Origin of the sequence: Mycobacterium sp. E3251 (genome assembly GCF_001666835.1) — a bacterium.
Classification (GTDB): Bacteria; Actinomycetota; Actinomycetes; order Mycobacteriales; family Mycobacteriaceae; genus Mycobacterium.
Map to the genome: position 1 here is coordinate 19688 of NZ_LZJF01000155.1, position 20734 is coordinate 40421.

At 66.9% G+C, this 20734-nt stretch carries 25 protein-coding genes and 1 pseudogene; 17 read left to right on the forward strand and 9 right to left on the reverse strand.

Annotated features, from left to right (window positions below; translation table 11 throughout):
* The first annotated feature begins 7 nt into the window (after window positions 1–7).
* The 5 genes and pseudogenes from hemE to A5697_RS19055 all read left to right on the forward strand — a co-directional run bounded on the left by hemE (window position 8) and on the right by A5697_RS19055 (window position 4838).
* Window positions 8–1057, forward strand: a complete 1050-nt coding sequence (gene hemE / locus A5697_RS19035) for a uroporphyrinogen decarboxylase (protein WP_068011676.1) — start codon at window positions 8–10, stop codon at window positions 1055–1057.
* Entirely contained in the window at window positions 1054–2409 is a 1356-nt protein-coding gene (locus A5697_RS19040; protein ID WP_067949522.1) for a protoporphyrinogen oxidase, read from the forward strand. Before hemE ends, A5697_RS19040 begins: the two co-directional genes overlap by 4 nt.
* A gap of 5 nt (window positions 2410–2414) precedes the next feature.
* The gene (gene hemQ, locus A5697_RS19045; protein WP_067789672.1) at window positions 2415–3110 is read left to right on the forward strand and encodes a hydrogen peroxide-dependent heme synthase; all 696 of its coding nucleotides are present in this window, start codon (window positions 2415–2417) and stop codon (window positions 3108–3110) included.
* Window positions 3107–3856 (forward strand): class I SAM-dependent methyltransferase, encoded by a 750-nt coding sequence (locus A5697_RS19050; protein ID WP_067949524.1) that lies wholly within the window; start codon window positions 3107–3109, stop codon window positions 3854–3856. Before hemQ ends, A5697_RS19050 begins: the two co-directional genes overlap by 4 nt.
* A 134-nt stretch (window positions 3857–3990) precedes the next feature.
* Window positions 3991–4838: pseudogene (locus tag A5697_RS19055) on the forward strand (endonuclease domain-containing protein).
* 66 nt (window positions 4839–4904) lie between these two features.
* On the opposite strand, the gene msrB reads toward A5697_RS19055, so the two are convergent.
* From msrB to A5697_RS19075, 4 genes are read right to left on the reverse strand one after another with little or no spacing between them, the layout of a single operon-like run.
* Window positions 4905–5312 (reverse strand): peptide-methionine (R)-S-oxide reductase MsrB, encoded by a 408-nt coding sequence (gene msrB, locus A5697_RS19060; RefSeq protein WP_067744194.1) that lies wholly within the window; start codon window positions 5310–5312, stop codon window positions 4905–4907.
* Window positions 5309–6619, reverse strand: a complete 1311-nt coding sequence (aftC, locus tag A5697_RS19065; protein WP_067949530.1) for an arabinofuranan 3-O-arabinosyltransferase — start codon at window positions 6617–6619, stop codon at window positions 5309–5311. Before aftC ends, msrB begins: the two co-directional genes overlap by 4 nt.
* 18 nt (window positions 6620–6637) lie before the next feature.
* Window positions 6638–8197, reverse strand: coding sequence for an alpha/beta hydrolase (locus A5697_RS19070; protein ID WP_068011677.1), 1560 nt, complete (start codon window positions 8195–8197; stop codon window positions 6638–6640).
* 14 nt (window positions 8198–8211) lie between these two features.
* Window positions 8212–8973 carry a pyrimidine reductase family protein gene (locus A5697_RS19075; RefSeq protein WP_068011678.1) on the reverse strand — a complete coding sequence of 254 codons (762 nt, stop codon included), beginning with the start codon at window positions 8971–8973 and terminating at the stop codon, window positions 8212–8214.
* Here A5697_RS19075 and zapE point away from each other — a divergent pair.
* Window positions 8972–10069, forward strand: coding sequence for a cell division protein ZapE (gene zapE / locus A5697_RS19080; RefSeq protein ID WP_156673366.1), 1098 nt, complete (start codon window positions 8972–8974; stop codon window positions 10067–10069). The genes A5697_RS19075 and zapE overlap by 2 nt on opposite strands.
* Here the strand turns inward: zapE and A5697_RS19085 are convergent.
* The 3 genes from A5697_RS19085 to A5697_RS19095 form a co-directional block, all read right to left on the reverse strand.
* Window positions 10047–10547, reverse strand: a complete 501-nt coding sequence (locus A5697_RS19085; protein WP_068011680.1) for a GNAT family N-acetyltransferase — start codon at window positions 10545–10547, stop codon at window positions 10047–10049. The two genes, zapE and A5697_RS19085, sit on opposite strands and share 23 nt — an antisense overlap.
* Complete coding sequence (locus A5697_RS19090; RefSeq protein ID WP_067949541.1) at window positions 10535–11059, reverse strand: hypothetical protein; 525 nt, start codon at window positions 11057–11059, stop codon at window positions 10535–10537. The genes A5697_RS19085 and A5697_RS19090 overlap by 13 nt, the downstream gene beginning before the upstream one ends.
* A gap of 84 nt (window positions 11060–11143) precedes the next feature.
* The gene (locus A5697_RS19095) at window positions 11144–11890 is read right to left on the reverse strand and encodes a Clp protease N-terminal domain-containing protein (protein WP_068011681.1); all 747 of its coding nucleotides are present in this window, start codon (window positions 11888–11890) and stop codon (window positions 11144–11146) included.
* 111 nt (window positions 11891–12001) lie between these two features.
* On the opposite strand from A5697_RS19095, the gene A5697_RS19100 reads away from it, so the two are divergent.
* The 5 genes from A5697_RS19100 to A5697_RS19120 all read left to right on the forward strand — a co-directional run bounded on the left by A5697_RS19100 (window position 12002) and on the right by A5697_RS19120 (window position 15778).
* A complete protein-coding gene (locus A5697_RS19100) occupies window positions 12002–12334 on the forward strand; it encodes a DUF732 domain-containing protein (protein ID WP_067949544.1) in 333 nt (110 codons plus the stop codon).
* 59 nt (window positions 12335–12393) lie between these two features.
* Entirely contained in the window at window positions 12394–12711 is a 318-nt protein-coding gene (locus A5697_RS19105) for a DUF732 domain-containing protein (protein ID WP_067949545.1), read from the forward strand.
* Between the two features lie 137 nt (window positions 12712–12848).
* Entirely contained in the window at window positions 12849–14357 is a 1509-nt protein-coding gene (locus A5697_RS19110) for a sodium:alanine symporter family protein (protein ID WP_068011682.1), read from the forward strand.
* Between the two features lie 80 nt (window positions 14358–14437).
* Window positions 14438–14779 carry a DUF732 domain-containing protein gene (locus tag A5697_RS19115; protein WP_067949552.1) on the forward strand — a complete coding sequence of 114 codons (342 nt, stop codon included), beginning with the start codon at window positions 14438–14440 and terminating at the stop codon, window positions 14777–14779.
* Window positions 14780–14839: 60 nt separating this feature from the next.
* A complete protein-coding gene (locus A5697_RS19120) occupies window positions 14840–15778 on the forward strand; it encodes a cytochrome c oxidase assembly protein (protein ID WP_068011683.1) in 939 nt (312 codons plus the stop codon).
* Between the two features lie 9 nt (window positions 15779–15787).
* On the opposite strand, the gene A5697_RS19125 is transcribed toward A5697_RS19120, so the two are convergent.
* Both A5697_RS19125 and A5697_RS19130 read right to left on the reverse strand, forming a co-directional pair.
* Window positions 15788–16708, reverse strand: coding sequence for a cation diffusion facilitator family transporter (locus A5697_RS19125; protein ID WP_067949556.1), 921 nt, complete (start codon window positions 16706–16708; stop codon window positions 15788–15790).
* A 55-nt stretch (window positions 16709–16763) separates the two neighbouring features.
* The gene (locus tag A5697_RS19130; protein WP_067949559.1) at window positions 16764–16976 is read right to left on the reverse strand and encodes a hypothetical protein; all 213 of its coding nucleotides are present in this window, start codon (window positions 16974–16976) and stop codon (window positions 16764–16766) included.
* Between the two features lie 604 nt (window positions 16977–17580).
* Here A5697_RS19130 and A5697_RS19135 point away from each other — a divergent pair.
* The 6 genes from A5697_RS19135 to A5697_RS19160 all read left to right on the forward strand — a co-directional run bounded on the left by A5697_RS19135 (window position 17581) and on the right by A5697_RS19160 (window position 20689).
* The gene (locus A5697_RS19135; RefSeq protein ID WP_068011684.1) at window positions 17581–17928 is read left to right on the forward strand and encodes a DUF732 domain-containing protein; all 348 of its coding nucleotides are present in this window, start codon (window positions 17581–17583) and stop codon (window positions 17926–17928) included.
* 255 nt (window positions 17929–18183) lie between these two features.
* A complete protein-coding gene (locus A5697_RS19140; protein WP_156673367.1) occupies window positions 18184–18921 on the forward strand; it encodes a hypothetical protein in 738 nt (245 codons plus the stop codon).
* A gap of 89 nt (window positions 18922–19010) precedes the next feature.
* Complete coding sequence (locus A5697_RS19145) at window positions 19011–19241, forward strand: hypothetical protein (protein WP_068011686.1); 231 nt, start codon at window positions 19011–19013, stop codon at window positions 19239–19241.
* 130 nt (window positions 19242–19371) lie between these two features.
* A complete protein-coding gene (locus tag A5697_RS19150) occupies window positions 19372–19731 on the forward strand; it encodes a hypothetical protein (protein ID WP_068011687.1) in 360 nt (119 codons plus the stop codon).
* A gap of 163 nt (window positions 19732–19894) precedes the next feature.
* Window positions 19895–20086, forward strand: a complete 192-nt coding sequence (locus A5697_RS19155) for a hypothetical protein (protein WP_066950207.1) — start codon at window positions 19895–19897, stop codon at window positions 20084–20086.
* Between the two features lie 102 nt (window positions 20087–20188).
* Window positions 20189–20689, forward strand: coding sequence for a hypothetical protein (locus A5697_RS19160; protein ID WP_068011688.1), 501 nt, complete (start codon window positions 20189–20191; stop codon window positions 20687–20689).
* Window positions 20690–20734 lie beyond the last annotated feature (45 nt).

Consider the following 20734-nt stretch of genomic DNA (forward strand, 5'->3'; position numbering starts at 1 on the left):
GAGGACAATGAGTACTCGCCGCGACCTCCCCGAGTCGCCGTATCTGGCCGCCGTCACCGGTGGCAAACCCGGCCGGACCCCGGTGTGGTTCATGCGGCAGGCGGGTCGTTCGCTGCCCGAATACCGGGCGCTGCGGGCCCAGACCGACATGTTGTCGGCCTGCTTCGACGCCGAGCTGGTCTGCGAGATCACCCTGCAGCCGGTGCGCCGGCACGACGTCGACGCGGCGATCTTGTTCTCCGACATCGTGGTGCCGCTGCTCGGCGCTGGCGTCGACCTGGACATCGTCGCGGGCGTCGGGCCGGTGATCGCGTCGCCGGTGCGCAGCGCGGCCGACGTCGATGCGATGAAACCCCTTGACCGGCAACGGATTCAGCCGGTGTCCGACGCGGTGACGCTGCTGGTGGCCGCGCTCGGCGACGTCCCGCTGATCGGGTTCGCGGGTGCCCCCTTCACGCTGGCGTCCTATCTGATCGAGGGCGGCCCCAGCCGCCACCACGCCCGCACCAAGGCGATGATGCTGGCCGAACCGGATTGCTGGCATGCGCTGATGGAAAAGCTGACCGACATCACCGTGGGCTTCCTGCGGGCCCAGCTGGAGGCCGGGGTGGACGCGATTCAGGTGTTCGACTCGTGGGCGGGTGCGCTGTCGCTCGCCGACTACCGCACCTACGTGCAACCGCACAGCGCCCGGGTTTTCGGCGCGCTGACGGAGTACGGCGTGCCGATGACGCACTTCGGGGTCGGCACCGCCGAACTCCTGGGGGCCATGTCGACGGTGGGCGCGACGGTGGTGGGCGTGGACTGGCGAACCTCGCTCACCGATGCGGCCGCCCGGGTCACGGCGGGGACCGCGCTGCAGGGCAACCTCGATCCGGTGGTCCTGCTGGCGGGGTGGCCGGCCGTCGAACGCGCCGCCCGGGCCGTGGTCGACGACGGGCGCCGCGCCGTCGACGCGGGCGTGACCGGTCACGTCTTCAACCTCGGCCACGGCGTGCTGCCCGAGACCGACCCCGGTGTGCTGACCGATCTGGTGTCACTGGTCCACTCCCTATGAGCCCGCCTTCGTATTGCGTTGTCGGTGGTGGTATTTCGGGCCTGACGGCGGCATACCGACTGCGCGTGGCGGTGGGTGACGACGCCGCCATCACCCTGTTCGACCCCGGCGACCGGCTGGGCGGAATCTTGCGCACCGACCGGGTCGGCGGGCAGACCATGGACCTGGGTGCCGAGGCGTTCATCCTGCGGCGGCCCGAGATGCCCGCACTGCTGGCCGAGCTCGGCCTGTCGGGGCGCCAACTGGTGTCCACCGGCGCCCGGCCGTTGATCTACAGCCGGCAGACGCTGCACCCGTTGCCCACCGGGACGGTGGTCGGGATTCCGTCGTCGGCCGCCTCCGTGGCTGGGTTGGTCGACGAGGCGACCGTCGCGCGCATCGAAGCCGAACCCGGCCGACCCTTCAGCTGGCAACCCGGCAGCGACCCCGCGACCGCCGAACTCGTGGGCGAGCGGTTCGGCGAGCAGGTCGTGGCCCGGTCGGTGGATCCGCTGCTGAGCGGCGTGTACGCGGGTTCGGCGGCCACCATCGGGCTGCGGGCGGCGGCCCCCGGCGTCGCGGCCGCGCTGGACCGTGGGGCCACCAGCCTGACGGACGCGGTCCGGCAGGCGCTGCCGCCGGCGACCGGGGGACCCGTGTTCGGCGCGCTGGACGGCGGGTACCAGGTGCTGCTCGACGCACTCGTCGAGCGCGGCCGGCCGCACCGGGTTCGGGCCGCGGTGCAACGGCTCGAACCGGCCGGACCGGGGTGGTCGCTGACCGATGACACCGGCGCCCGCTGGCACGCCGACGCGGTGATCCTGGCCGTCCCGGCTCCGCGAGTGGCGCGCCTGCTGGCCGGTGTCGCCCCGAGCAGCGCCGCCGCCGCGGGCCGGATCACCAGCGCATCGTCGGTGGTGGTCGCGCTGGCGGTGCCCGCTGACACGCCGTTCCCGCAGTGTTCCGGTGTGCTCGTCGCCACCGGAGAGCCGTTGCGGAGCAAGGCGATCACGCTCTCGTCGCGCAAATGGGGTGCCCGCGGGGACACGCAGCTGCTCCGGCTGTCGTTCGGTCGCTGCGGCGACGACGTGGCCACCAGCGCCTCGGATGACGAACTGCTCGGCTGGGCGTTGAGCGACCTGGTCGACGTGTTCGACCTGGCCGTCGACCCGGTCGATGCACGCGTGCAGCGCTGGATCGAGGCCATGCCGCAGTACGGGCCCGGCCACGCCGAATTGGCGGCGGAGATCCGCGCGGGCCTGCCGCCGACGCTCGCCGTGACCGGCAGCTACCTCGACGGCATCGGCGTGCCGGCGTGCGTCGGGGCGGCCGGCCGCGCGATCGAGGCCCTCGACGTGGAAGTGGCACGATAGGTTCCATGGCCAAGCTCGACTACGACACCCTCAACGCGACGATCCGCTACCTGATGTTCTCGGTCTTCTCCGTGCGACCGGGCGAGCTCGGGGAAGAGCGCGATGCCGTCATCGATGACGCGTCGCGGTTTTTCAAGCAGCAGGAGGAGCGCGGCGTCGTGGTGCGCGGCCTCTACGACGTGGCGGGCCTGCGGGCCGACGCCGACTTCATGATCTGGACCCACGCCGAAACCATCGAGGCGCTGCAGGCCACCTACGCCGACTTCCGGCGCACCACCGCGCTGGGGCGGGCCTGCTCGCCGGTGTGGAGCAGCGTGGCGCTGCACCGGCCGGCGGAGTTCAACAAGAGCCACATCCCCGCGTTCCTGGCCGGCGAGGAGCCCGGCAACTACATCTGCGTGTATCCGTTCGTGCGGTCCTACGAGTGGTACCTCCTGCCCGACGAGGAGCGGCGCCGTATGCTCGCCGAACACGGCATGGCCGCCCGCGAGTACAAGGACGTCCGCGCCAACACGGTGCCGGCGTTCGCGCTCGGCGACTACGAATGGATCCTCGCCTTCGAGGCCCCCGAACTGCACCGCATCGTCGACTTGATGCGCGAGCTGCGCGCCACCGATGCCCGCCGGCACACCCGCGAGGAGACGCCGTTCTTCACCGGCCCGCGCGTGCCGGTCGAGCAGTTGGTGAACGCGCTGCCATGAGCCAGCCCGACGTCACCGACCCGGCCCGTTTCGAGGAGATGTACCGCGACGAGCGGACGTCGCACGGACTGCCCGCCGCGACGCCGTGGGACATCGGCGGCCCGCAGCCGGTGGTCGAGCGACTGGTCGCGCTGGGCGCGATCAAAGGCGAGGTGCTCGACCCGGGCACCGGGCCGGGCCACCACGCGATCTACTACGCCTCCAAGGGCTACGCCGCCACCGGCATCGACGGGTCGGCAACCGCGCTGGAGCGGGCTCGCGAAAACGCCCGCAGGGCAGGGGTTTCCGTCAACTTCGAGCTGGCCGACGCCACCAAGCTCGAAGGCATGGAAGGGCGGTTCGACACCGTCGTCGACTGCGCCTTCTACCACACCTTCAGCACCGATCCCGAGCTGCAGAGGTCCTATGTGCGGGCGCTGCACCGGGCCACCAAGCCCGGTGCACGGCTGTACATGTTCGAGTTCGGCGAGCATAACGTCAACGGCTTCAAGATGCTGCGGACGTTGTCCGACAAGGCTTTTCGCGATGTGCTTCCCCTCGGCGGCTGGGAGATCACCTACCTCGGCCCGACGACCTACCTGGTCAACATGAGCGTCGAGCAGATCGAGATGATGGCCGCGCGCAATCGCGAAATGGCCGATCAGATCGAGGAGCTGCTGGAGCAGTTTCGCTTGATGGAACCGTGGCTGGTCAACGGCCGGGTGCACGCCCCGTTCTGGGAAGTACACGCCACCAGGGTGGACTAGGCTCGCCGTCGGGCCTCGTTCTTCCGTGAGCCCCGCCTTCCACGACACATAAACCCTTGCGACGACACGCCGGAAACCGTCGCAGCGCTTTATGTCTCATGGATCCATGTGGCGGGCAACGGCGTCTTTCGTTCGTGGATGATGTGTTCGTCGGCAGTGAGGCCGTGCGGCAGGGCAGGCTCAGCCCGTATCAGCTGCGAATCGGATTTCGTGCGATTTATCCCGACGTGTACCTGGGGGAGCGGGCCACCAGTCCTTGCGGACCCGCTGCATCGCGGCGTGGCTGTGGTCGGGCAGACGCGCTGTGGTGGCCGGGCTTGCCGCGGCTGCGTTGCACGGCTCGGATTGGATCGACGACGATGAGCCCGTCGAACTGATCTGGGGCAACCAGCATTCGCCGCCGGGCATAGTCACCCGGAATCACCGGATTGAGCCCGACGAAATCACCATCGTCGGGGGTATTCCGGTCACCACATTGGTGAGGACGGCCTACGACATGGGCAGACAACGTCCCCGGGGCGAGGCGGTGGCGCGGCTCGACGCGCTGATGAGGGCAACCCCGTTTGACGTCGAGGAGGTCCTGCTCCTGGCTAAGCGGTACCCGCGTGCGCGGGGGCTGCGGCGGCTGCGTGCGGTGATTCCGCTTGTCGATCCCGGTGCCGCGTCGCCCGAGGAGACGTGGCTCCGTCTTCTGTTGATCGACGCCGGAATGCCGGTACCAGAAAGCCAGATTCCGGTGAACGAAGGCTGGCGCACCGTAGGTGTGCTCGACATGGGTTGGGAGCGGTACAAAGTGGCGGTCGAATACGACGGAGACCACCACCGCACCAACCGCCGGCAATACGCCCGAGACCAGTGGCGGTTACGCAAGCTCGAAGAACTTGGCTGGATCGTCATCCGGGTAATCGCGGAGGACAAGCCGCAAGACGTCGTGAGACGCGTTCGCGGTGCGCTCACCCGTCGCGGATGCCGCGAGATATAAACCCTTGCGACGCCCAGCGGCGTGTCGTCGCAACTGGTTATGTGTCGCGGCGGATAGCCGCCGCGACTAGGCCCCCTTGGGCACCAGGCGCAGCGAGATGGAGTTGATGCAGTAGCGCTGATCGGTCGGAGTCGGGTAGCCCTCGCCGGCGAAGACGTGGCCCAGGTGGCTGTGGCAGTTCGCGCACAGCACCTCGGTGCGCGTCGTGCCCATCGAGTGATCGGGCCGCAGGATCACCGCGTCGGAGTTCGCCGGGTCGAAGAACGACGGCCACCCGCAGTGCGACTCGAACTTCTCTGTGCTGCGGAACAATTCGGCCCCGCAGGCGCGACACTGGTAGACGCCTTCGGTCTTGGTGTCGGTGTACTCACCGGTGAAGGGCCGCTCGGTGCCGGCCTGGCGCAACACGTGAAACTCTTCGGGCGTGAGCTTCTGGCGCCACTCGGCATCGGTCAGCTGCAGCTTCGGATTCATGCATCCACGCTAGCGCCATCTCGGCGCGCCGTCAGCCACGCCGGATCGATGCCCTCGTCCAGCCGGTTCTCGGCCTTCGCGTCCAGATACCGGAACAACAGCACCGTGAACACAACGATGAGCAGCAGCGACCAGCCGTAGGTGATCTTCAGGTAGTGCAACGCGCGGCCGTACCTCATCCACCGGTAGATCAGCCAGTCGTCCAGCGCCAAGAAGCCGTAGACCCCGAGCCATGCCGGCCAGTTGCGGATCAGCGAGTTGGGCAACACCACGGTCATCAGGAACGGGAACAGCATCATCGAGTAGTAGCCCTGGGCCAGCGACAGCACCAGCCACGACCACAGCAACAGCACGCCCGACGAGCTGGTGAACCAGAAGAGCGGGTCGCGGGTGCGGTAGTAGCGGTACAGCAGCCACATCGCCCCGATCGCAAGCACCGTGAACAGCAGCCGCAGGAACACGATCAGCCACGTGGGCAGGCCGAAGTACACGCCGTTGCCCTCGATCGAGCTGTTGAAGTAGTCACGCGTGCCCAGGATGTACGGCACCGTCTTGGTGACGAAGTCCATGGGATCGCTCACCAGAGGCCACGCGGCCAGGTTGACGACGACGGGCACCACGATCGCGGGGATCAGCGGCCGCCACTGGCGGTTCAGCAGCGGCAGCAACAGCAGCGGACCGAGCAACGGTTTGAGCGTCAGCGTCAGCCCGATCGCGATGCCGGCCCACCACTGACGGCTGACCCGGCCGTCCAGCAGCCAGCGCAGGAACAGCATCTCCGCCAGCAGCACGCAGCCGTTGATGTTGGTGAACACCAAAGTGCTGGTCACGCTTTCGGTGCAGAACATGGCCAGCAGCAGGGCGGGCGCGGCCACCGAGGACAGGGTGAATTTGAACATCCGCAGCAGCAGGTACCAGGCCAGCAGGATCGCCACGGTGTTGATCAGGACGAACAGATACCGCGACGGCGTGAAGGACAGATACCCGAACGGCGCCATCAGCAGCGTGCCGCCGGGCGGGTACAGGTAGTGCGGGTCGACGTAGTCGAAGTGCTCGTTGTAGATGTCCCAGCCCCGCCGGAAGTTCAGCACCGCCCGGTAGACCGGCTTGAAGTCGTCGGTGATGTTGCCGTTGAGGGTGAGGATGATGCTGCGGTGCAGCACCGACATAATCGCCAGGGGCCACAACGCCGAACGCACGATGGTCGCCGTGCTCGGCGGGCCGCTGCGGGGACGAAAGGCGGCCAGGATCCGATCGCGAGAGCCGGCTCGGCTCGATTCAGCTGCCGTCACCAGCGCACCGTACACCGGCGCGTGGCCGGAAAATCAGGCGGGACAGTACGTGTCGGTGCCGGGCAGTTTGCCGCTGTTGACGTAGCCGATCAGCGGTGGGACCGCGCAGCTCGAGTAGATGCTGGCGCCGTGTCCGATGCCCTGCCACATCACCCGCTTGCTGGCCGCGTTGGCGTTGATGACGGTGGCCGCCGTCGCCGCGACCCCGTCGGTGCCGACGATCGGGTCGTGCTGGACGCCCAGCAACAGGACGTCGACCTTCAACGATTTCGGCGGCGCCGGGGGCGAGCCGGTGGGCCAATGCACGCATTTGACCATGTTGAGCGCCGCGACGGTGCCGAACTCGGGGTACAGCTTGGCCCACGCCACGACCAGTTCGCGCACGCGGTCGGGGGTGGGGCGATTGACGGCGTCGCTGCAAGTGTTGACGAACTGGCCGTCGGAGTCCTCGGTGGCGTCGGCGTGATTGATCAGGTTGGTCAGCTGATTGGTGTCGCCGGAGCGGGCGGCGGCCAGCGCGTTGGCCAGGCTGGTGGTGGAGTTGACGCGGCCGCCCGAGGGAAAGCCCAGCGCGACGGTGATGGCGCTCGCCAGCTGGGCCACCGACGCCCCGGCGGGCCCCTTGCCGGCGCGGGCGTCGGCCAGCAACCCGCTGACGGCGCCCTTGGGGTCTGGACCCAGCGCGCAGTTCACCGCGACGCACTGGGCGGCGAACGCGTCGAGCGCGGCCTGCTGGCCCTTGGCCTGTTGCTCGGCGGCGGCTTCGGCGCTGGCACCCAACGCAACTGGCGAGTCGAGTATCAGCCGCGCGACCTTGTCGGGCCTCGCCGCCGCGTAGGCCAGCGCCACCTGCGCGCCATTGCCGATCCCGACCAGCGCGACCGCCGGCACGTCCCACAGCGACCGCAGTCGCTCGATGTCCGAGGCTGCGTGGGCGTTGTCGTAGGCGGACGCGCCCGGCGCGATGGCGTCGGTGCAGTTGGTGGTGGCGTTGTTCGCGACGTCCGACAGGTTGGCGACGGGGTCGTCGCCGGTCTGGAACTGCGCCTGGTCGCGCATAATCTGCCGGTCGGAGGTGTCGCGGCAGTCGATCGGGTTCGACATGCCCATGCCGCGACGGTCGACGGCGACGATGGGGTGGGTCTGCAGCACGTCGGCGCCGCCCCTGGACAGCCAGACCGGCAGCTGCGCCGAAGACGGCAGGTCGGAGCCGGTGGTGAAGACCAGCGGGCCCGCGTCGCGCGGCGTCTGGCTCGAGCGGGCGCGGACCACGCCGACGCTCACGGTGCCGGTCCCGCCGCCGTTCGGGTCCAGGTCGGCATCGTAGTTCGCGCAATCCAGCTGCACCCCGGCCGCGGGCGGCACCGCGGCGTCGCCGAACACCCGCGACGTGCAGTCGTGCCAGGGCAGATCGTTCTTGGGCGCGGCGAGCGGCGGCGGGCCGCTGGGTGGCGGTTTGGCGGTGGCCGCACCCTGGGGGCGGGCGCCGGAATTGGTGGCGAAGCGCGGGTCGGCTGCCAGGCCCGGGACGCAGCCGGCGACCACGGTGGTCGCCGCAACCAAGATCGTGGCGAACGTGATCTGCCGACTCATGTCGACCACAGTAGCTAGGCCTTGACGTAGCGGGTGTACAGGTAACCGGCGTCGTCGGTCAAAACGTGGGCACAGCGCATCCGGGTGAGCAGCTGGCTGGGGCCGGTCGCGATGCGCCGGGCCAGCCCACCGACGATGTAGGGCGCGATCGTCAGGCAGAGCTCGTCGAGCATGTCGCGCTGGATCAACGAATCGAGCAGCATCGGCCCGCCCTCGGTCAGGATGCGGCGCATGCCGCGATCACCGAGGGTCGCCAGCATGACGGCCTCGTCGACCTCGCCCGGGTCGCTGCCGGAGCAGTCGATCACTTCGCACACGTCGGCGAGCAGCCTGCGCGCCGGGGCGGCGGCCGCCGCGCAGGTGAGGACCAGCGGCGGTACCTCGGTCTTGGTGAACACCGCCATGTCGCGGTCCAGCCGACCCGACTTGGTGACGATCGCCAGTGGCGGGACTTCGCTCTGCCTGCGGGCCTGCCGTTGCTGGCGCTGGGCGACGCTGAGCTGCGCGCCGGAATAGCCCTCGACCCGCACGGTGCCCGCGCCGACCACGATGACGTCGGCGAGCTCACGCAGCAGGTTGAAGACGAATCGGTCGCCGGGACCGCCCATCGTTCCGCTGCTGCCGCCGGAGGTGGCCCCGCCGTCCACGCTGGTGATGAAATTGGCCCGCACCCATGTCCCCTCGTGTTCGGGGTAGTCGTAGAGCCGGGGGAGTTCTCCGTCGTCGACTTCGCGTACCGATCCGAGCAGCGACAGCGGTGTCTCGGGAAGGGGCATGAGGTCGATTGCAGCACGCCGTTACAGTTTTGGCATGCACGGGTCCTCTTCGGGGCGAGTGACGCACCTGGTGGATCGGCATCCGACGGTCTCACCGGAGCGGTTGATCGCCCAATTGAGGCCGCCCCCAACGTTCGCCGACGTGAGCTTCGCGACGTATCGGCCCGATCCCGCCGAGCCGACGCAGGCCGCCGCCGTCGTGGCGTGCCGCGACTTCTGCCGGCGGGCCGTGGAACGACGCGCGGGCCGGCGAAAAATGCTGGGCCGACGGGCGGTTCTGCCCGGTGTGGGGTTGTACCTGGACGGCGGCTTCGGCGTGGGGAAAACCCACCTGCTCGCGTCGGCCTACTACGAGCTGCCCGGCGACGGGCCGGAATCGTCAAACCCCAAGGCGTTCACAACCTTTGGGGAGCTGACGCAGTTGGCCGGGGTATTCGGTTTCGCCGAATGCGTGGAACTGCTGGCCGAGTACACCGCGGTGTGCATCGACGAGTTCGAGCTCGACGATCCCGGCAACACGACGCTGATCTCGCGGCTGCTCTCGTCACTGGTCGAGCGGGGGGTGTCGGTGGCGGCCACCTCCAATACGCTGCCCGAGCAGCTCGGCGAGGGCCGATTCGCCGCCCAGGACTTCCTGCGGGAGATCAACACGCTGGCAAGCATTTTCACCACCGTACGGATCGAGGGTCCCGACTATCGGCACCGCGGCTTGCCGCCGGCTCCGCAGCCGTTGTCGGACGAAGAGGTGGCCGCGCGTGCCCACCGGGTGGACGGCGCGACGCTCGATGATTTCGACGCGTTGTGCGCGCACCTGGCCACCATGCACCCGTCGCGGTATCTGACCCTCATCGAGGGGGTGACCGCGGTGTTTCTGACGGGCGTGCACGGCATCGACGACCAGAACGTCGCGCTGCGGCTGGTGGCGCTGACCGACCGGCTCTATGACGCCGGCGTCCCGGTCGTGGCCTCGGGCGCGAAGCTGGACACCATCTTCAGCGAGGAGATGCTGGCCGGCGGGTACCGAAAGAAGTATCTGAGGGCCATGTCTCGCCTCCTGGCGCTGACGGCTGGCGTCAGCGAAGCACGCGGGTCATGACGAAGTCGTTCTCGCGCCCGGCGCCGACCTGAAAGGTCCGGGTGCCGCTGACCGTGAAGCCGCTCTTGGCGTAGAACCGTTGTGCGCGTTGGTTTGCCTGATTGACGCCCAGCCACACCCGGCGCACGCCCCATTCGCCGGCCGTGGCCAGCGCGAGGTCCATCAGCGCGGTGGCGACCCCGCTGCCATGGTGCTCGGGTGCAACGTAGATCTTGGACAGCTCGGCTGCGTCACCGTCGCGAATCAGCATGGCGTAACCGATGATTCGGTCGCCGTCCGCCGCGGTCAGGACCGCGCGTTGCGGATCGGACAGGTATTCGGCGAAGCGGTCGGGCGACAGGTGGGCCTCGACGAACGCTGCGATGTTCGCCGGTGCCATCGAGGCGGGGCAGGCCAACGGGAATGTGCGCGCGGCGATATCGGCAAGCTCTTGAACGTCAACGGAGTTCGTTGTTACGACGCGTGTCAGAGGTTCCACTGCGCGAGGTGGTAGCCCGTCTTCTTGTCCAGCAGCACCACGGTGGAGACGGGATCACGGTAGGCGTCCCAGTACACTTCGCCGCGCACGATCGCCCCGTTCGGCGCGTTGGTGAGCACGTTGTCCAGGGCGTCGGGCGCATCGGTGGCTCGTGGCTTGTAGGCGTCGGCGAATGGGGTCACGCCGTCGAAGCTGAAGGTCGTCGCCATGATGAACGGATTGGGCACCCGGACGGCGCGGACGACCACGTCGGCACGCTCGACGGTGCTCCCCGGGAAGCCCTTGTACGTACCTTCGCGCGTGTAGCCGAATCCGGGGGGTGGGTCACAGGGTGACACGCCGGTGACGGTGACGTCGGCGACGTAGGTGCCGGCGTCCACCCGCAGCGTGTCGCCGATGTGGCCGATCGGGGCGTCACCGGCCCAGGCGCGGGGGGCGGAGAGCCCGGCGACGGCGGTGCCGCTTGCCGCGGCGACGAGGAACGCGGACAGGACGACCAGCCAGCGGTGCATCTTCGCCTCCTAGGCACCCTTGGAAGGGACCATCGAATGATCGCACACGCGGTGAGGCGGCGGGGAGGGGTCGGACCGCACCGATCAGCCGTCCGCGCGGTCGGTCTTGCCGCCGCCGAGCGATTCGAGCGCCTTGATCAAATCGGCCTCCACGCGGGCCTTGTCGACACCGCATCGGCGCAGTGGCCCTGCGTCGGGGGAGGCTTCCTCCAACTCGAGCAGGGCCAGCAGCAGATGCTCCGTCCCAATGTAGTTGTGGCCCAACCGAAGTGCTTCGCGGAAGGTCAGCTCCAGGGCTTTGCGCGCCGGTCCGCTGAACGGGATGAGGTCGGGGGTTCCGCTGCTGGGCGGGGGCAGGTTGACCGCGGCGCGCAGCGCTTCGATGTCGACCTTTTGCAGGTGCAGCAACACCGTGGCCAGGGCGGCCGGATCATCGAGCAGACCGAGGAGCAGGTGCTCGGGGGTGATCTCGTTGTTGGCAGCCTCGTGCGCGGCGTTCTGGGCCGCCACCACGGCGCCGCGCGCCCGCGGGGTGAAGCGGCCGAAGCCCTGTTCGGGGTCCAGGGTGGCGGCCTCGGCGCGTGGGACGAACCGCTTCTGGGCCGCCTGCTTGGTGACGCCCATGCTCTTGCCGATGTCGGTCCACGACGCCCCGGATCGGCGGGCCTGATCGACGAAGTGCCCGATGAGGTGGTCGGCGACCTCGCCCAGGTGCTCCGCGGCCAACACGGCGTCGGCCAGTTGATCCAGCGCGTCGGTGTGAACCGATTTGATGGCGTCGATCAGCTCGTCAAGGCGGACGGGGTAAGCGATGCGGGTCGGGCCGGACATGTCGTCAACGATAGGTTGACGCTAACCGGGCTGTCAACCCGAGGTTGACGATTGTTAAATATTGTTTCGCCGGCGGCAAACCGCCTGCGGGTCTGGGACGATTTCGAATTTATGAAGCTTGTTCTGACGATTTCGAGTGTTGCGGCCGTGATTGGCTTGGCCGTTCCCGCGCACGCCGATGACACCGACGACGCCTTCCTCGCGTCGCTGAATTCGGCCGGTTTCACCTATAACGACCCGGCGCAGGTTATCCAGGCCGCCCACTACGTGTGCTCGGCGGCCGGCAGCGGCACGGCGATGGCGGATATCGCGAAGGCGATGACATCGAAGGCGGCCGCACTGACCGAGGAGAAGGCGGAGAAATTCACCGCGATCGCGGCCAGCGCCTACTGCCCGGACGCGATCTCGTCGTCCACCCCGACGACCACGACCGCCAGCTCCTGAGTGCACGATCCGCTCTACGAGATGCGGGCCGGCCGCAGCTCTGGAACGATCTGTGAGCCGTGAGGCTATTTCTGATTCTGCTCGGGCTTGCGGCCGCGATCGGCCTGGCCGGTCCCGCGCGCGCCGATGGCAGCGACGACGCCTTCCTCGCCACGGTGCACGCTGCCGGCCTCACCTATTCGGATCCCGAGCAGGCGGTTACCTCCGGCAGGTCGGTGTGCAAGTTGGTGAGCGAAGGCGCGAACCTGGCGGACGTCGTCCGGATGATTCAAATGCTCAATCGCGGGCTTCAGGGCGACGACGCCACCCGGTTCGCCGCGATCGCCGCCAACTCCTATTGCCCCCAGGCGCTCTCGGCGCCCACCGCCGCCTCCTAGGGGTGGGCCCGGCGGTGAATGTGATGCGCTTTTTACATATCCGCCCGCCAACGGCGAGTGAACGAAACCTGTAATCAACAATTCGCCCATACCATTTCGGCGACGGATCGCGGCCGTAGTCGAAAGGAAGCAGGGGTTTGGACTTCCTTCAGCAGCAGTTAGTCGAACCCCTTAGCAACATCCTCAATACGCACGTCTTGATCTATTTGCTGATCGGTGGCGGCATCTATTTCACGGTGCGCACCCGGTTCGTTCAAATCCGCTACTTCGGCCGCATGATTCGCCAGCTCCGTCGAGCGCATCACCACGACGGCGGTATCTCTTCCTTCCAGGCGTTCTGCGTCGGTCTCGCCTCGCGCGTGGGTACCGGAAACATCGCCGGTGTCGCAATCGCGCTGACCGTCGGCGGGCCCGGTGCCGTCTTCTGGATGTGGGTGGTCGCGGCGGTCGGCATGGCCACGGCGGTGATCGAGGCCACCCTGGCCCAGATCTTCAAAGTCCGCTCGGGCGACGGCGCATTCCGCGGCGGTCCCGCGTTCTACATCCAACGCGGGCTGCGGTCACGCGCGGGCGGCGTCGCGTTCGCCATGCTGTTGGTGCTCACCTTCTCCACCGCGTTCAACATGGTGGAGACCAACGCGATCAGCGGTGTCCTGCAATCGTCACACGGCATCGGGGTCGGTTGGACGACAGCCATTTTGGCGGTGCTGGCAGCGCCCGTGCTCTTCGGTGGTGTGCGGCGGGTCGCCCAGTTCGCCGGATCGGTCCTTCCGGTGGTGGCGTTGCTCTACACCGTGCTCGCGCTGGGCATCGTGGCGGTCAACATCACCGAACTGCCTACGGTGATCAAGGAGATCATCGGTGGTGCATTCGGAATCCGGGAAATGGCAGGCGGTTTCGCGGGTGGCGTGCTCGCCGCGATGTTCACCGGGGTCAAGCGCGGCCTGTTCGCCTGCGAGGCAGGGATGGGCAGTTCGCCCAATATCGCCGGTGCCGCAACCGTGGCACATCCGGTGGAGCAGGGGCTGATTCAGTCGCTCGCCGTGTTCGTCGACACGATGGTGATCTGCACGGCAACGGCATTCATCGTGCTGCTCTCGGGTCCCGAAACCTACAACCCGGCCCGCCTGGGAGCGATTGCCGGTGCGAGCCTGACGGAGTCGGCGGTCGCCGCCGATCTCGGATCGTGGACCACGGTGTTGATGACCGCGGTGGTGTTCGTCTTCGCGTTCGCCTCGGTGCTGAGCAATTACGTGGTGGCCGAGGCCAATCTGTTCTATCTGGGTGGCCGGCGCCTGGCGGCCAACGTGCTGAAGGTGGTCACGCTGCTGTCCATCGTCTTCGGGGCCCTGGCCAAGCTCACGTTGGTGTGGGCGCTCGCCGATCTGACGATGGCGGTGATGGCCATCGCGAACCTGCTCACCATCTGCCTGCTGGGGAAGTGGGCGTTCGCCGCGCTCAAGGATTACCACCGGCAGTTCAGGCAAGGCGTCATGCCGGTTTTCATCGCCAGCCAGGCTGGCCTGCCCGGCGTCCTCGACGGCGACATCTGGGAAGCCGCGGAGCGCCGACAGGTCGGAGCGCTGCCCGAATCGTTGACGCTGCGCCGCCCCGCGCTCCGCTTCTCCCGCGCGCCCGCCGCGTAGCCGCGGGGCCGGAGAGAGTTCACCCGCCGTTTGCCCGGCGAGGTGCTATTCCCCAACAGGTCTGCGACAATCGCTGCGTTATGCGATTTCTACTGGTGCTGACGAGCGTCGCCGCAATCGGCCTGGCCGCTCCCGCGTATGCCGACATCGACAACGATCAGGACTTCCTCAAGGACCTGCGAGACGCCGGTCTCACCTACCAGGACGGCGGCAACGCGGTCACCATCGCCAAGTCGGTGTGTGAACTGCTCGATGACGGCCAGTCGTCGGCCGAGATCGTGACGCAACTCCGCAACCAGAATCCGGCTTTTCAGGGTGCCAGCGCCGCCAAGTTCACGTACCTGGCTTCTGCCCATTACTGCCCGAAGTACATCACCGGCGAGGATCGTGGCCCCAAGCCCGAGGGGCAACCCGGCAACTGAGCGTCGGCGTCCAGACCGCGCCCGTCGACCGCCGTTGCGTTGCGCAATACCCTGATTGCTGTGGGCCCCAACCCCGGACCGCTGACCTGGAGCGCCGTGGTTCAGACATGGCGGCTGGACCTTGCCTCCGCGACCGCAATCGTGTTGCTTGCCGGCGGCTACGCGTGGTGCTACCGACGGGCGCGAAAGGCGGAGCAGTCAGTCGGGCCCGCTCAGGCTTGGTGCCTCGCGGCGGGCGCGGTTGTGTGGCTGCTGGCGACCGCAAGCGTGATCGGGGCGTACGCGTACATCCTGTTCTGGGTGCGCGCGCTACAGGTGGTGCTGCTGCTATACGTCGTGCCCTTGTTCATCGCGCAGGGCAAGCCGGTCACGGCTTTGCGCGCTGCGCTGGGCCCCGGGGGCCGTAACCGTATCGATCGTCTGTTGGCGACGCGATTCGCCCGGATAGTCGCCCACCCCGCAACCACGTCGGTCGCGATGCTGGCCACGCCGTGGCTGCTTTACCTGACGTCCTGGTACACCGCGGCTCTCGAAAGTGAATGGGTGGGTGCGCCTACTCGAATCATGTTGGTGGCCATCGGGTTTGGATACTTCTATGCGCGGCTGCAAGAAGACCCGGTTCCGCGTAGGTATCCCCAGTTGATCTCGTTGTTAATCACCGTCGCTGAGGCGCTAGGCGACGGTGTCTTGGGGTTGGTCATCTGGCAGGGCGCATTGATCGGCGCCGTGTATTACGCGGGGCTGCATCGGTCTTGGGGGCCGGATCAGCGGCTCGATCAGACGATCGGCGCGGGTGTTCTGTGGATCCTCGGTGACTTGGTCGGGTGGCCGTTCGTACTGCTTCTGATGCGCGCGTTGTCACGCGACGAGAAGGCGCACGCGGCGCGGGTCGACACCGAGTTGGACAAGGCGGAAAGCACCGAGGACAAAAGCGTCGCACCGTCGGGGCTGTGGTGGGAGAACGATCCACAGCTGCGGGAACGATTCCGGCGGGGCTGAACGCGCGCTTCAGGCGGCCCGCGCCGTCCAGGTGAAGTTGTGCATCTCGGGGATCTTCGGCGCCAGGGCGGCGGCAACTTGACCGCCGATCCGATCGGCCGCGGCCAGGGGAGTCTCGGGGGAGAGGAAGCCCTCCACCTCGACACGCAGTGTCCGGCCGGTCCACCGGGCCCGGGCGTGCGCGTGCGTGACGCCCGGCACCGTGGCGGCGACCGCCTCGGCCGTAGTGATGATCTCGGGGTCCACGCCATCGAGCAGGCGGTGAGCGATGTCGGCGGTAACCTCCCAGCCGACGTGGCAGATGAAGCCGGTGACGACGATCCCGGCGATCGCGTCGGCCCAGGTCCAGCCGAGTGCCACCCCGATCAGCCCCAGCATCGCCCCGGCCGACGACAACGCGTCCAGCCAGGAGTGCTTGGCGTCGGCCACCATCGTCGCCGAGCGAATCCGCTTGCCCACCACCAACTTGTAGCGGGCCACCAGCTGATTGCCCGCGATCCCCACGATGGCCGCGGCAATGCCCCAGCCCACGTATTCGGTACCGCCGTGCCGGAGCAGCTTGTTGATGCTCTCGTAGGCGGCGACGGCGGCGCTGCCCCAAATCACCAGGGCCACACCGATTCCGGCGAGGTCTTCGGCGCGTTCGTAGCCGTAGGGGTAGCGCTCGGTGGGAAGCTTGCGAGACGCCCGAAAGCCGACGAATACCAGGACGCTGGTGGAGACGTCCGACAGGTTGTGCAACGCGTCGCCGAGCAATGCCACCGAGCCGGACAGCAGCGCGATGGCCAACTCGACGAGCCCGGTCAGCGCCAGGCCGACGGCGCTGACGGCGACAGCCCGGTTGGCCTGCCGGCGCTCGGCCGCATCGTCGGTGAGGGTGTCGAGGGGAAAACTTGCCGCGGGGTCGCGGACGCCGTTGACGAGGTGCATAGGGCAAGCATGCCCGATCGAGGGCCGGCGCCGCACCCGAGCCGACGCCCTGTAATCACTTGCCTTGATCGAGGCGGGAGGTCTGTTCCTTAGGTGAGCGATTGCGCCTGGGCAGCAGCATGAGCATCACCGGGAACCGCAGCAGCGCGTCGCGGTGCGAGATTTCGAGGAACACGGTCTCTATCTCGAGGTTGCGTATCGGTTGCCGTTCCATCATCAACCGCGTCCGCAAATAGTGCGGGGTCCTCAGCCACTCCACCAAATTCATGCCCGTGACTGTACTCCTCTTACGAAAGTCATTGCAGCGCATGATCATTGGTCGGGGATGTTTCCGGTGCATTGAGCGGCGCATCGCGAGTGCGGGCAGGGGCGTACTTGCCATTGTCCAGTCTTCCGCCACGGCCGATTGCCAGGAATTCCCCAGGTCTTATCCACCGTTGGACGACTAAAATTCATAGCGTGAACGCGCAGGCCGAAGGCTAGCGACAATCGCCTTGGTGGACCCCCATTCACCGGAATCGCGATGAGGAAGTCGGCAGCGATATTTTTGGCCGTTGGGGCATTAATGCTCAGCGGGGCCACCTCTCACGCTGACAAGCCCTCGCCGGGTCCCACGCCGCCGCCCGGCACGCCCAAATGCCTGACGTTCGATGGCCCCCAGCTGAACTGGCTGCCCTGCGGGTGGACCACCGATGGGCGGCGATGGACGCCGCCGCCACCACCACCGCCCGCACCCTGACAACGGGCAGCTAATCCGATTATTCAGCTTCCCATAAGCTGAATTTTCCCTGCGCTTCCTATTCTTCGTATTCCTCCCGCATTGGAGCCGGTCCGGACGGCCTCGTCGCCGGCGTGAGAAAGGAAGTGGATCGATGCCGCTACCTCGTTGGCTTGCGCGACTGGTCGTCCCCGTCGTGGCAGTCGCGGCCTTGTTCGCGAGCGCCGCGATCGCCGTGGCGGATCCCGCCGACGACGCCTACCTCGCGCAACTGCGCGCCGCGGGATTTAGTTGGCCGCCGGACCACGACGCCGCGCTGACGGGGATGGGGCGCCTCATCTGTGACGACATCGGGTGGGGTTGGACCTACGAGCAGATCGCGCAGAATGTGCACGCCGACCTGGATCCGAGGAACGTGACGATGGGAGACGTCGAGTCCATGGTGAGCATCGCGCATGCGACCTATTGTCCGCTTCAGCGGTGCTGGGCCGCGCACTGCTGATGGCTTCCCCGGCCGGGCTGTGGCCCGGCGGATAAACCCCGAACTCTCTCTCCGAGAAGTAGGTTCACACGGCGCGCCGCCGGCGCCGAAATTCAACTCGCTTAAGGGGCTGGTTCGGGATACCGCCGTCGTCGATGGGCTGGAGTTTCCTTAAGGAATTACGGCTGAGTTCTTACGACATTTCAAATACATAACGTTTGCTGCTGGTGTAGCGTCCCGATCAATTTCATAGGGACGTGGCAGAAAGACCGAGCAATGAAAGCAGCAATCGCGGCAGCGACGGCAGCCGTTTTTGCTTTGGGTCTGCCCGTTGCCGCGCCGGCTCACGCGGAGACGACTGCGACCGTCAAAGCGCAGTCCAACCGCATGAACGGCCCCAACTTGAAGGCGGGTCAAGACGGCGTTTATAACGCCGGCCAGGTCCTCACTCTCGTGTGCCATGCGGCGGGCGACCCGGTGCAGGGATTCTTCAGCTACCAGATTGCCAATGGGGGTTGGGACAGCCTCTGGTACAAGACAACTGACGGCCATTACGTCGCCGATGTCGATATCGACACGCGCACACTGGACGCCCTCGGCCCGGACTGCAGTGGCGGGGGAGCGGCCGCGTCAGCGACCGGTGAAGACAAGGCCGCCCATGCGCTGGCGTGGGCTCGCGACCAAATGGCGGCCGACCCCAATAGCACGGTTCAATGCGAGGCGTTCGTCGAGCAGGCGTATAACCACGCGTTCAGATATCCGTCGGCGATGGACGCTTTCAACGACTTCAACCGCAAAGGGCAGATCCACACCAACCGCGACAATATTCCGGAGGGGGCGCTCGTTTTCACGAGCAATCCGGGATTCGATCACGGCACGGGTCACGTCATGCTCAGCGAGGGCAACGGCCAGTTCCTAACCGCCAACTACTTCACTGCGCCGCACATTCGGGAGATAAGGCCAAGCCCCAACGATTCGCAAAACATCTTCCTCGGTTGGGCCTACGCCCCGTAGTCGCCGCGGCCGAGGAACACGGCATCTGGATCCGTCCGCGCCCAAGACCAGTTCCGGGGGACACTGCGGCCTGTGGTACTTACGACCACATGAACAATCCTTCGCCGGGCCCTGGCTGGTGGCTGGCCTCTGACGGCAAGTGGTATCCGCAGCAGTGGGAGTACACGTGGGACTACCGGGAGGGGGATACCGCCATGGACGAGATGAAGCTCAGGGCGGACGAGCTGGGGCGGCTGGGGTGGGAAATGGTCGGACTCGACGCCGACCACCGCGGAGCCTTCTCCGTCGCGTGCTTCTTCAAGCGGCCGATCGCACGTTAAGCCCGACGCCCCTCGGTCGATTCGGACCTCCACGAGTGAGGCTCTGCCGACACAAGTGGGTAAACAACCCAGTAACGCGCCGGGACGCGTCGGTTGTGCGATCAGTTCACTAGTCGGAAGGCGGCAGCAAATGGTTCGTCAAGAGGGCGGCAGGTGGGACGTCGGCATCAAAGACGACGCGGTTTACGTTCAGCGCGTCTCGGAGGGCGACGAGCAATTATTCGACGACTCGCTGGACTCCGATGAGGCCCGCAAACTCGCTGAGCTCTTGACGAAATTCGCCGACAAGCTCGACCGCTCCGACACGTCCGACGATTCCGATGAGTACAAGGACTCGAAGGACAAGGAGTCGAAGAAGTCGAAGAAGTCGAAGAAGTCGAAAGACTCCGATGATGACGACGACGACGAAGACGACCACGATGACGAAGACGACGACGACGAGTCCGATGACGACGAAGAGTCCGAAGACTCCGAGAAGTCCTCGGACTAGGTGCCGCCAGACGCTGCGGTCACCGGCGGTCAGCGCTTCCCAATTTCCTTAGCTGCACAAGCCATCGCGCGTGCCGTGGGCGCCCCTAGAGCCATGGGAGGATCGCCGTGATGACCACGGTAGCCGCGGGATCGCCAGTTTCACTGACACTGACGGGTCAAGCATGCCGCTGAAACGTGTCGACGAATTGGAGCCAGGGGACAAGATCCGGATGAAGATCGGGCATGCCACCGTCGTCGCGACCGAGCCGCTCGACGACGGCCGCACCCTGCTCACCTTTGCCTACGGGACCAAAGCCCCGGCTGACAACGATCTCACGGTGGATGTCCTGAACCCTGACGAGTGGGGTTGGTAAGGCGCGATAAACGGGGCGCCGAGGCAATCGGCCAAAAGGCTTGTCGCCGATAGCCCTGGGTACGACCATTGGGGAAATGGTCACGGACTCAGAGGAGAAACGATGACCCCGGACCGCTTGAAAATGTTCGTCGGTTTATGCGCGGCGTCGCTCCCGATCGCCCTGTCACTTTCCCCGACCGCCTTCGCCGACAACCCATCCTGGAACGGCCAGTACGCGATCACGTTCATGGTTGGGCCCAAGGCCGGGACCAGCATGGCGGTGGGCGACCCGGAGGGGCAGCACACCGAGACCTACGGTCTCCGCTCGAGCTGCACCAACGGAAAATGCGTCGCCACAATCATCAGCGGCCCTCCGCCGAGCAACCCAACGGTTCCGCAGCCGGTTCAGTTCACGTGGGATGGAACGGCCTGGTCGCAGACCACCGATTTTCAGTGGGACTGCATGATGCCCGACACCACCATCCAATGGAATCCGGCGCGCGCCACTGTGCGCTACACGCCGCAACCCGACGGATCGCTTAACGGGACCATGCACACGGACATCTTGAGCGGGGCGTGCCAAGGCACCATCGACATGGACATGAAGGCTGAGCGCGTGTGAAGTTCAAATTCGACCAAAAGCATTGACGCACAACGTATTTCAAAA

Bases quoted from the DNA above. Each gene is read 5' to 3' on its own strand.
- hemE (WP_068011676.1), top strand. From the start codon at position 8: ATGAGTACTCGCCGCGACCTCCCCGAGTCGCCGTATCTGGCCGCCGTC.
- A5697_RS19040 (WP_067949522.1), top strand. From the start codon at position 1,054: ATGAGCCCGCCTTCGTATTGCGTTGTCGGTGGTGGTATTTCGGGCCTG.
- hemQ (WP_067789672.1), top strand. From the start codon at position 2,415: ATGGCCAAGCTCGACTACGACACCCTCAACGCGACGATCCGCTACCTG.
- A5697_RS19050 (WP_067949524.1), top strand. From the start codon at position 3,107: ATGAGCCAGCCCGACGTCACCGACCCGGCCCGTTTCGAGGAGATGTAC.
- msrB (WP_067744194.1), bottom strand. From the start codon at position 5,312: ATGAATCCGAAGCTGCAGCTGACCGATGCCGAGTGGCGCCAGAAGCTC.
- A5697_RS19070 (WP_068011677.1), bottom strand. From the start codon at position 8,197: ATGAGTCGGCAGATCACGTTCGCCACGATCTTGGTTGCGGCGACCACC.
- zapE (WP_156673366.1), top strand. From the start codon at position 8,972: ATGAGGTCGATTGCAGCACGCCGTTACAGTTTTGGCATGCACGGGTCC.
- A5697_RS19075 (WP_068011678.1), bottom strand. From the start codon at position 8,973: ATGCCCCTTCCCGAGACACCGCTGTCGCTGCTCGGATCGGTACGCGAA.
- A5697_RS19090 (WP_067949541.1), bottom strand. From the start codon at position 11,059: ATGCACCGCTGGCTGGTCGTCCTGTCCGCGTTCCTCGTCGCCGCGGCA.
- A5697_RS19095 (WP_068011681.1), bottom strand. From the start codon at position 11,890: ATGTCCGGCCCGACCCGCATCGCTTACCCCGTCCGCCTTGACGAGCTG.
- A5697_RS19100 (WP_067949544.1), top strand. From the start codon at position 12,002: ATGAAGCTTGTTCTGACGATTTCGAGTGTTGCGGCCGTGATTGGCTTG.
- A5697_RS19115 (WP_067949552.1), top strand. From the start codon at position 14,438: ATGCGATTTCTACTGGTGCTGACGAGCGTCGCCGCAATCGGCCTGGCC.
- A5697_RS19125 (WP_067949556.1), bottom strand. From the start codon at position 16,708: ATGCACCTCGTCAACGGCGTCCGCGACCCCGCGGCAAGTTTTCCCCTC.
- A5697_RS19130 (WP_067949559.1), bottom strand. From the start codon at position 16,976: ATGAATTTGGTGGAGTGGCTGAGGACCCCGCACTATTTGCGGACGCGG.
- A5697_RS19135 (WP_068011684.1), top strand. From the start codon at position 17,581: ATGCCGCTACCTCGTTGGCTTGCGCGACTGGTCGTCCCCGTCGTGGCA.
- A5697_RS19140 (WP_156673367.1), top strand. From the start codon at position 18,184: ATGAAAGCAGCAATCGCGGCAGCGACGGCAGCCGTTTTTGCTTTGGGT.
- A5697_RS19145 (WP_068011686.1), top strand. From the start codon at position 19,011: ATGAACAATCCTTCGCCGGGCCCTGGCTGGTGGCTGGCCTCTGACGGC.
- A5697_RS19150 (WP_068011687.1), top strand. From the start codon at position 19,372: ATGGTTCGTCAAGAGGGCGGCAGGTGGGACGTCGGCATCAAAGACGAC.
- A5697_RS19155 (WP_066950207.1), top strand. From the start codon at position 19,895: ATGCCGCTGAAACGTGTCGACGAATTGGAGCCAGGGGACAAGATCCGG.
- A5697_RS19160 (WP_068011688.1), top strand. From the start codon at position 20,189: ATGACCCCGGACCGCTTGAAAATGTTCGTCGGTTTATGCGCGGCGTCG.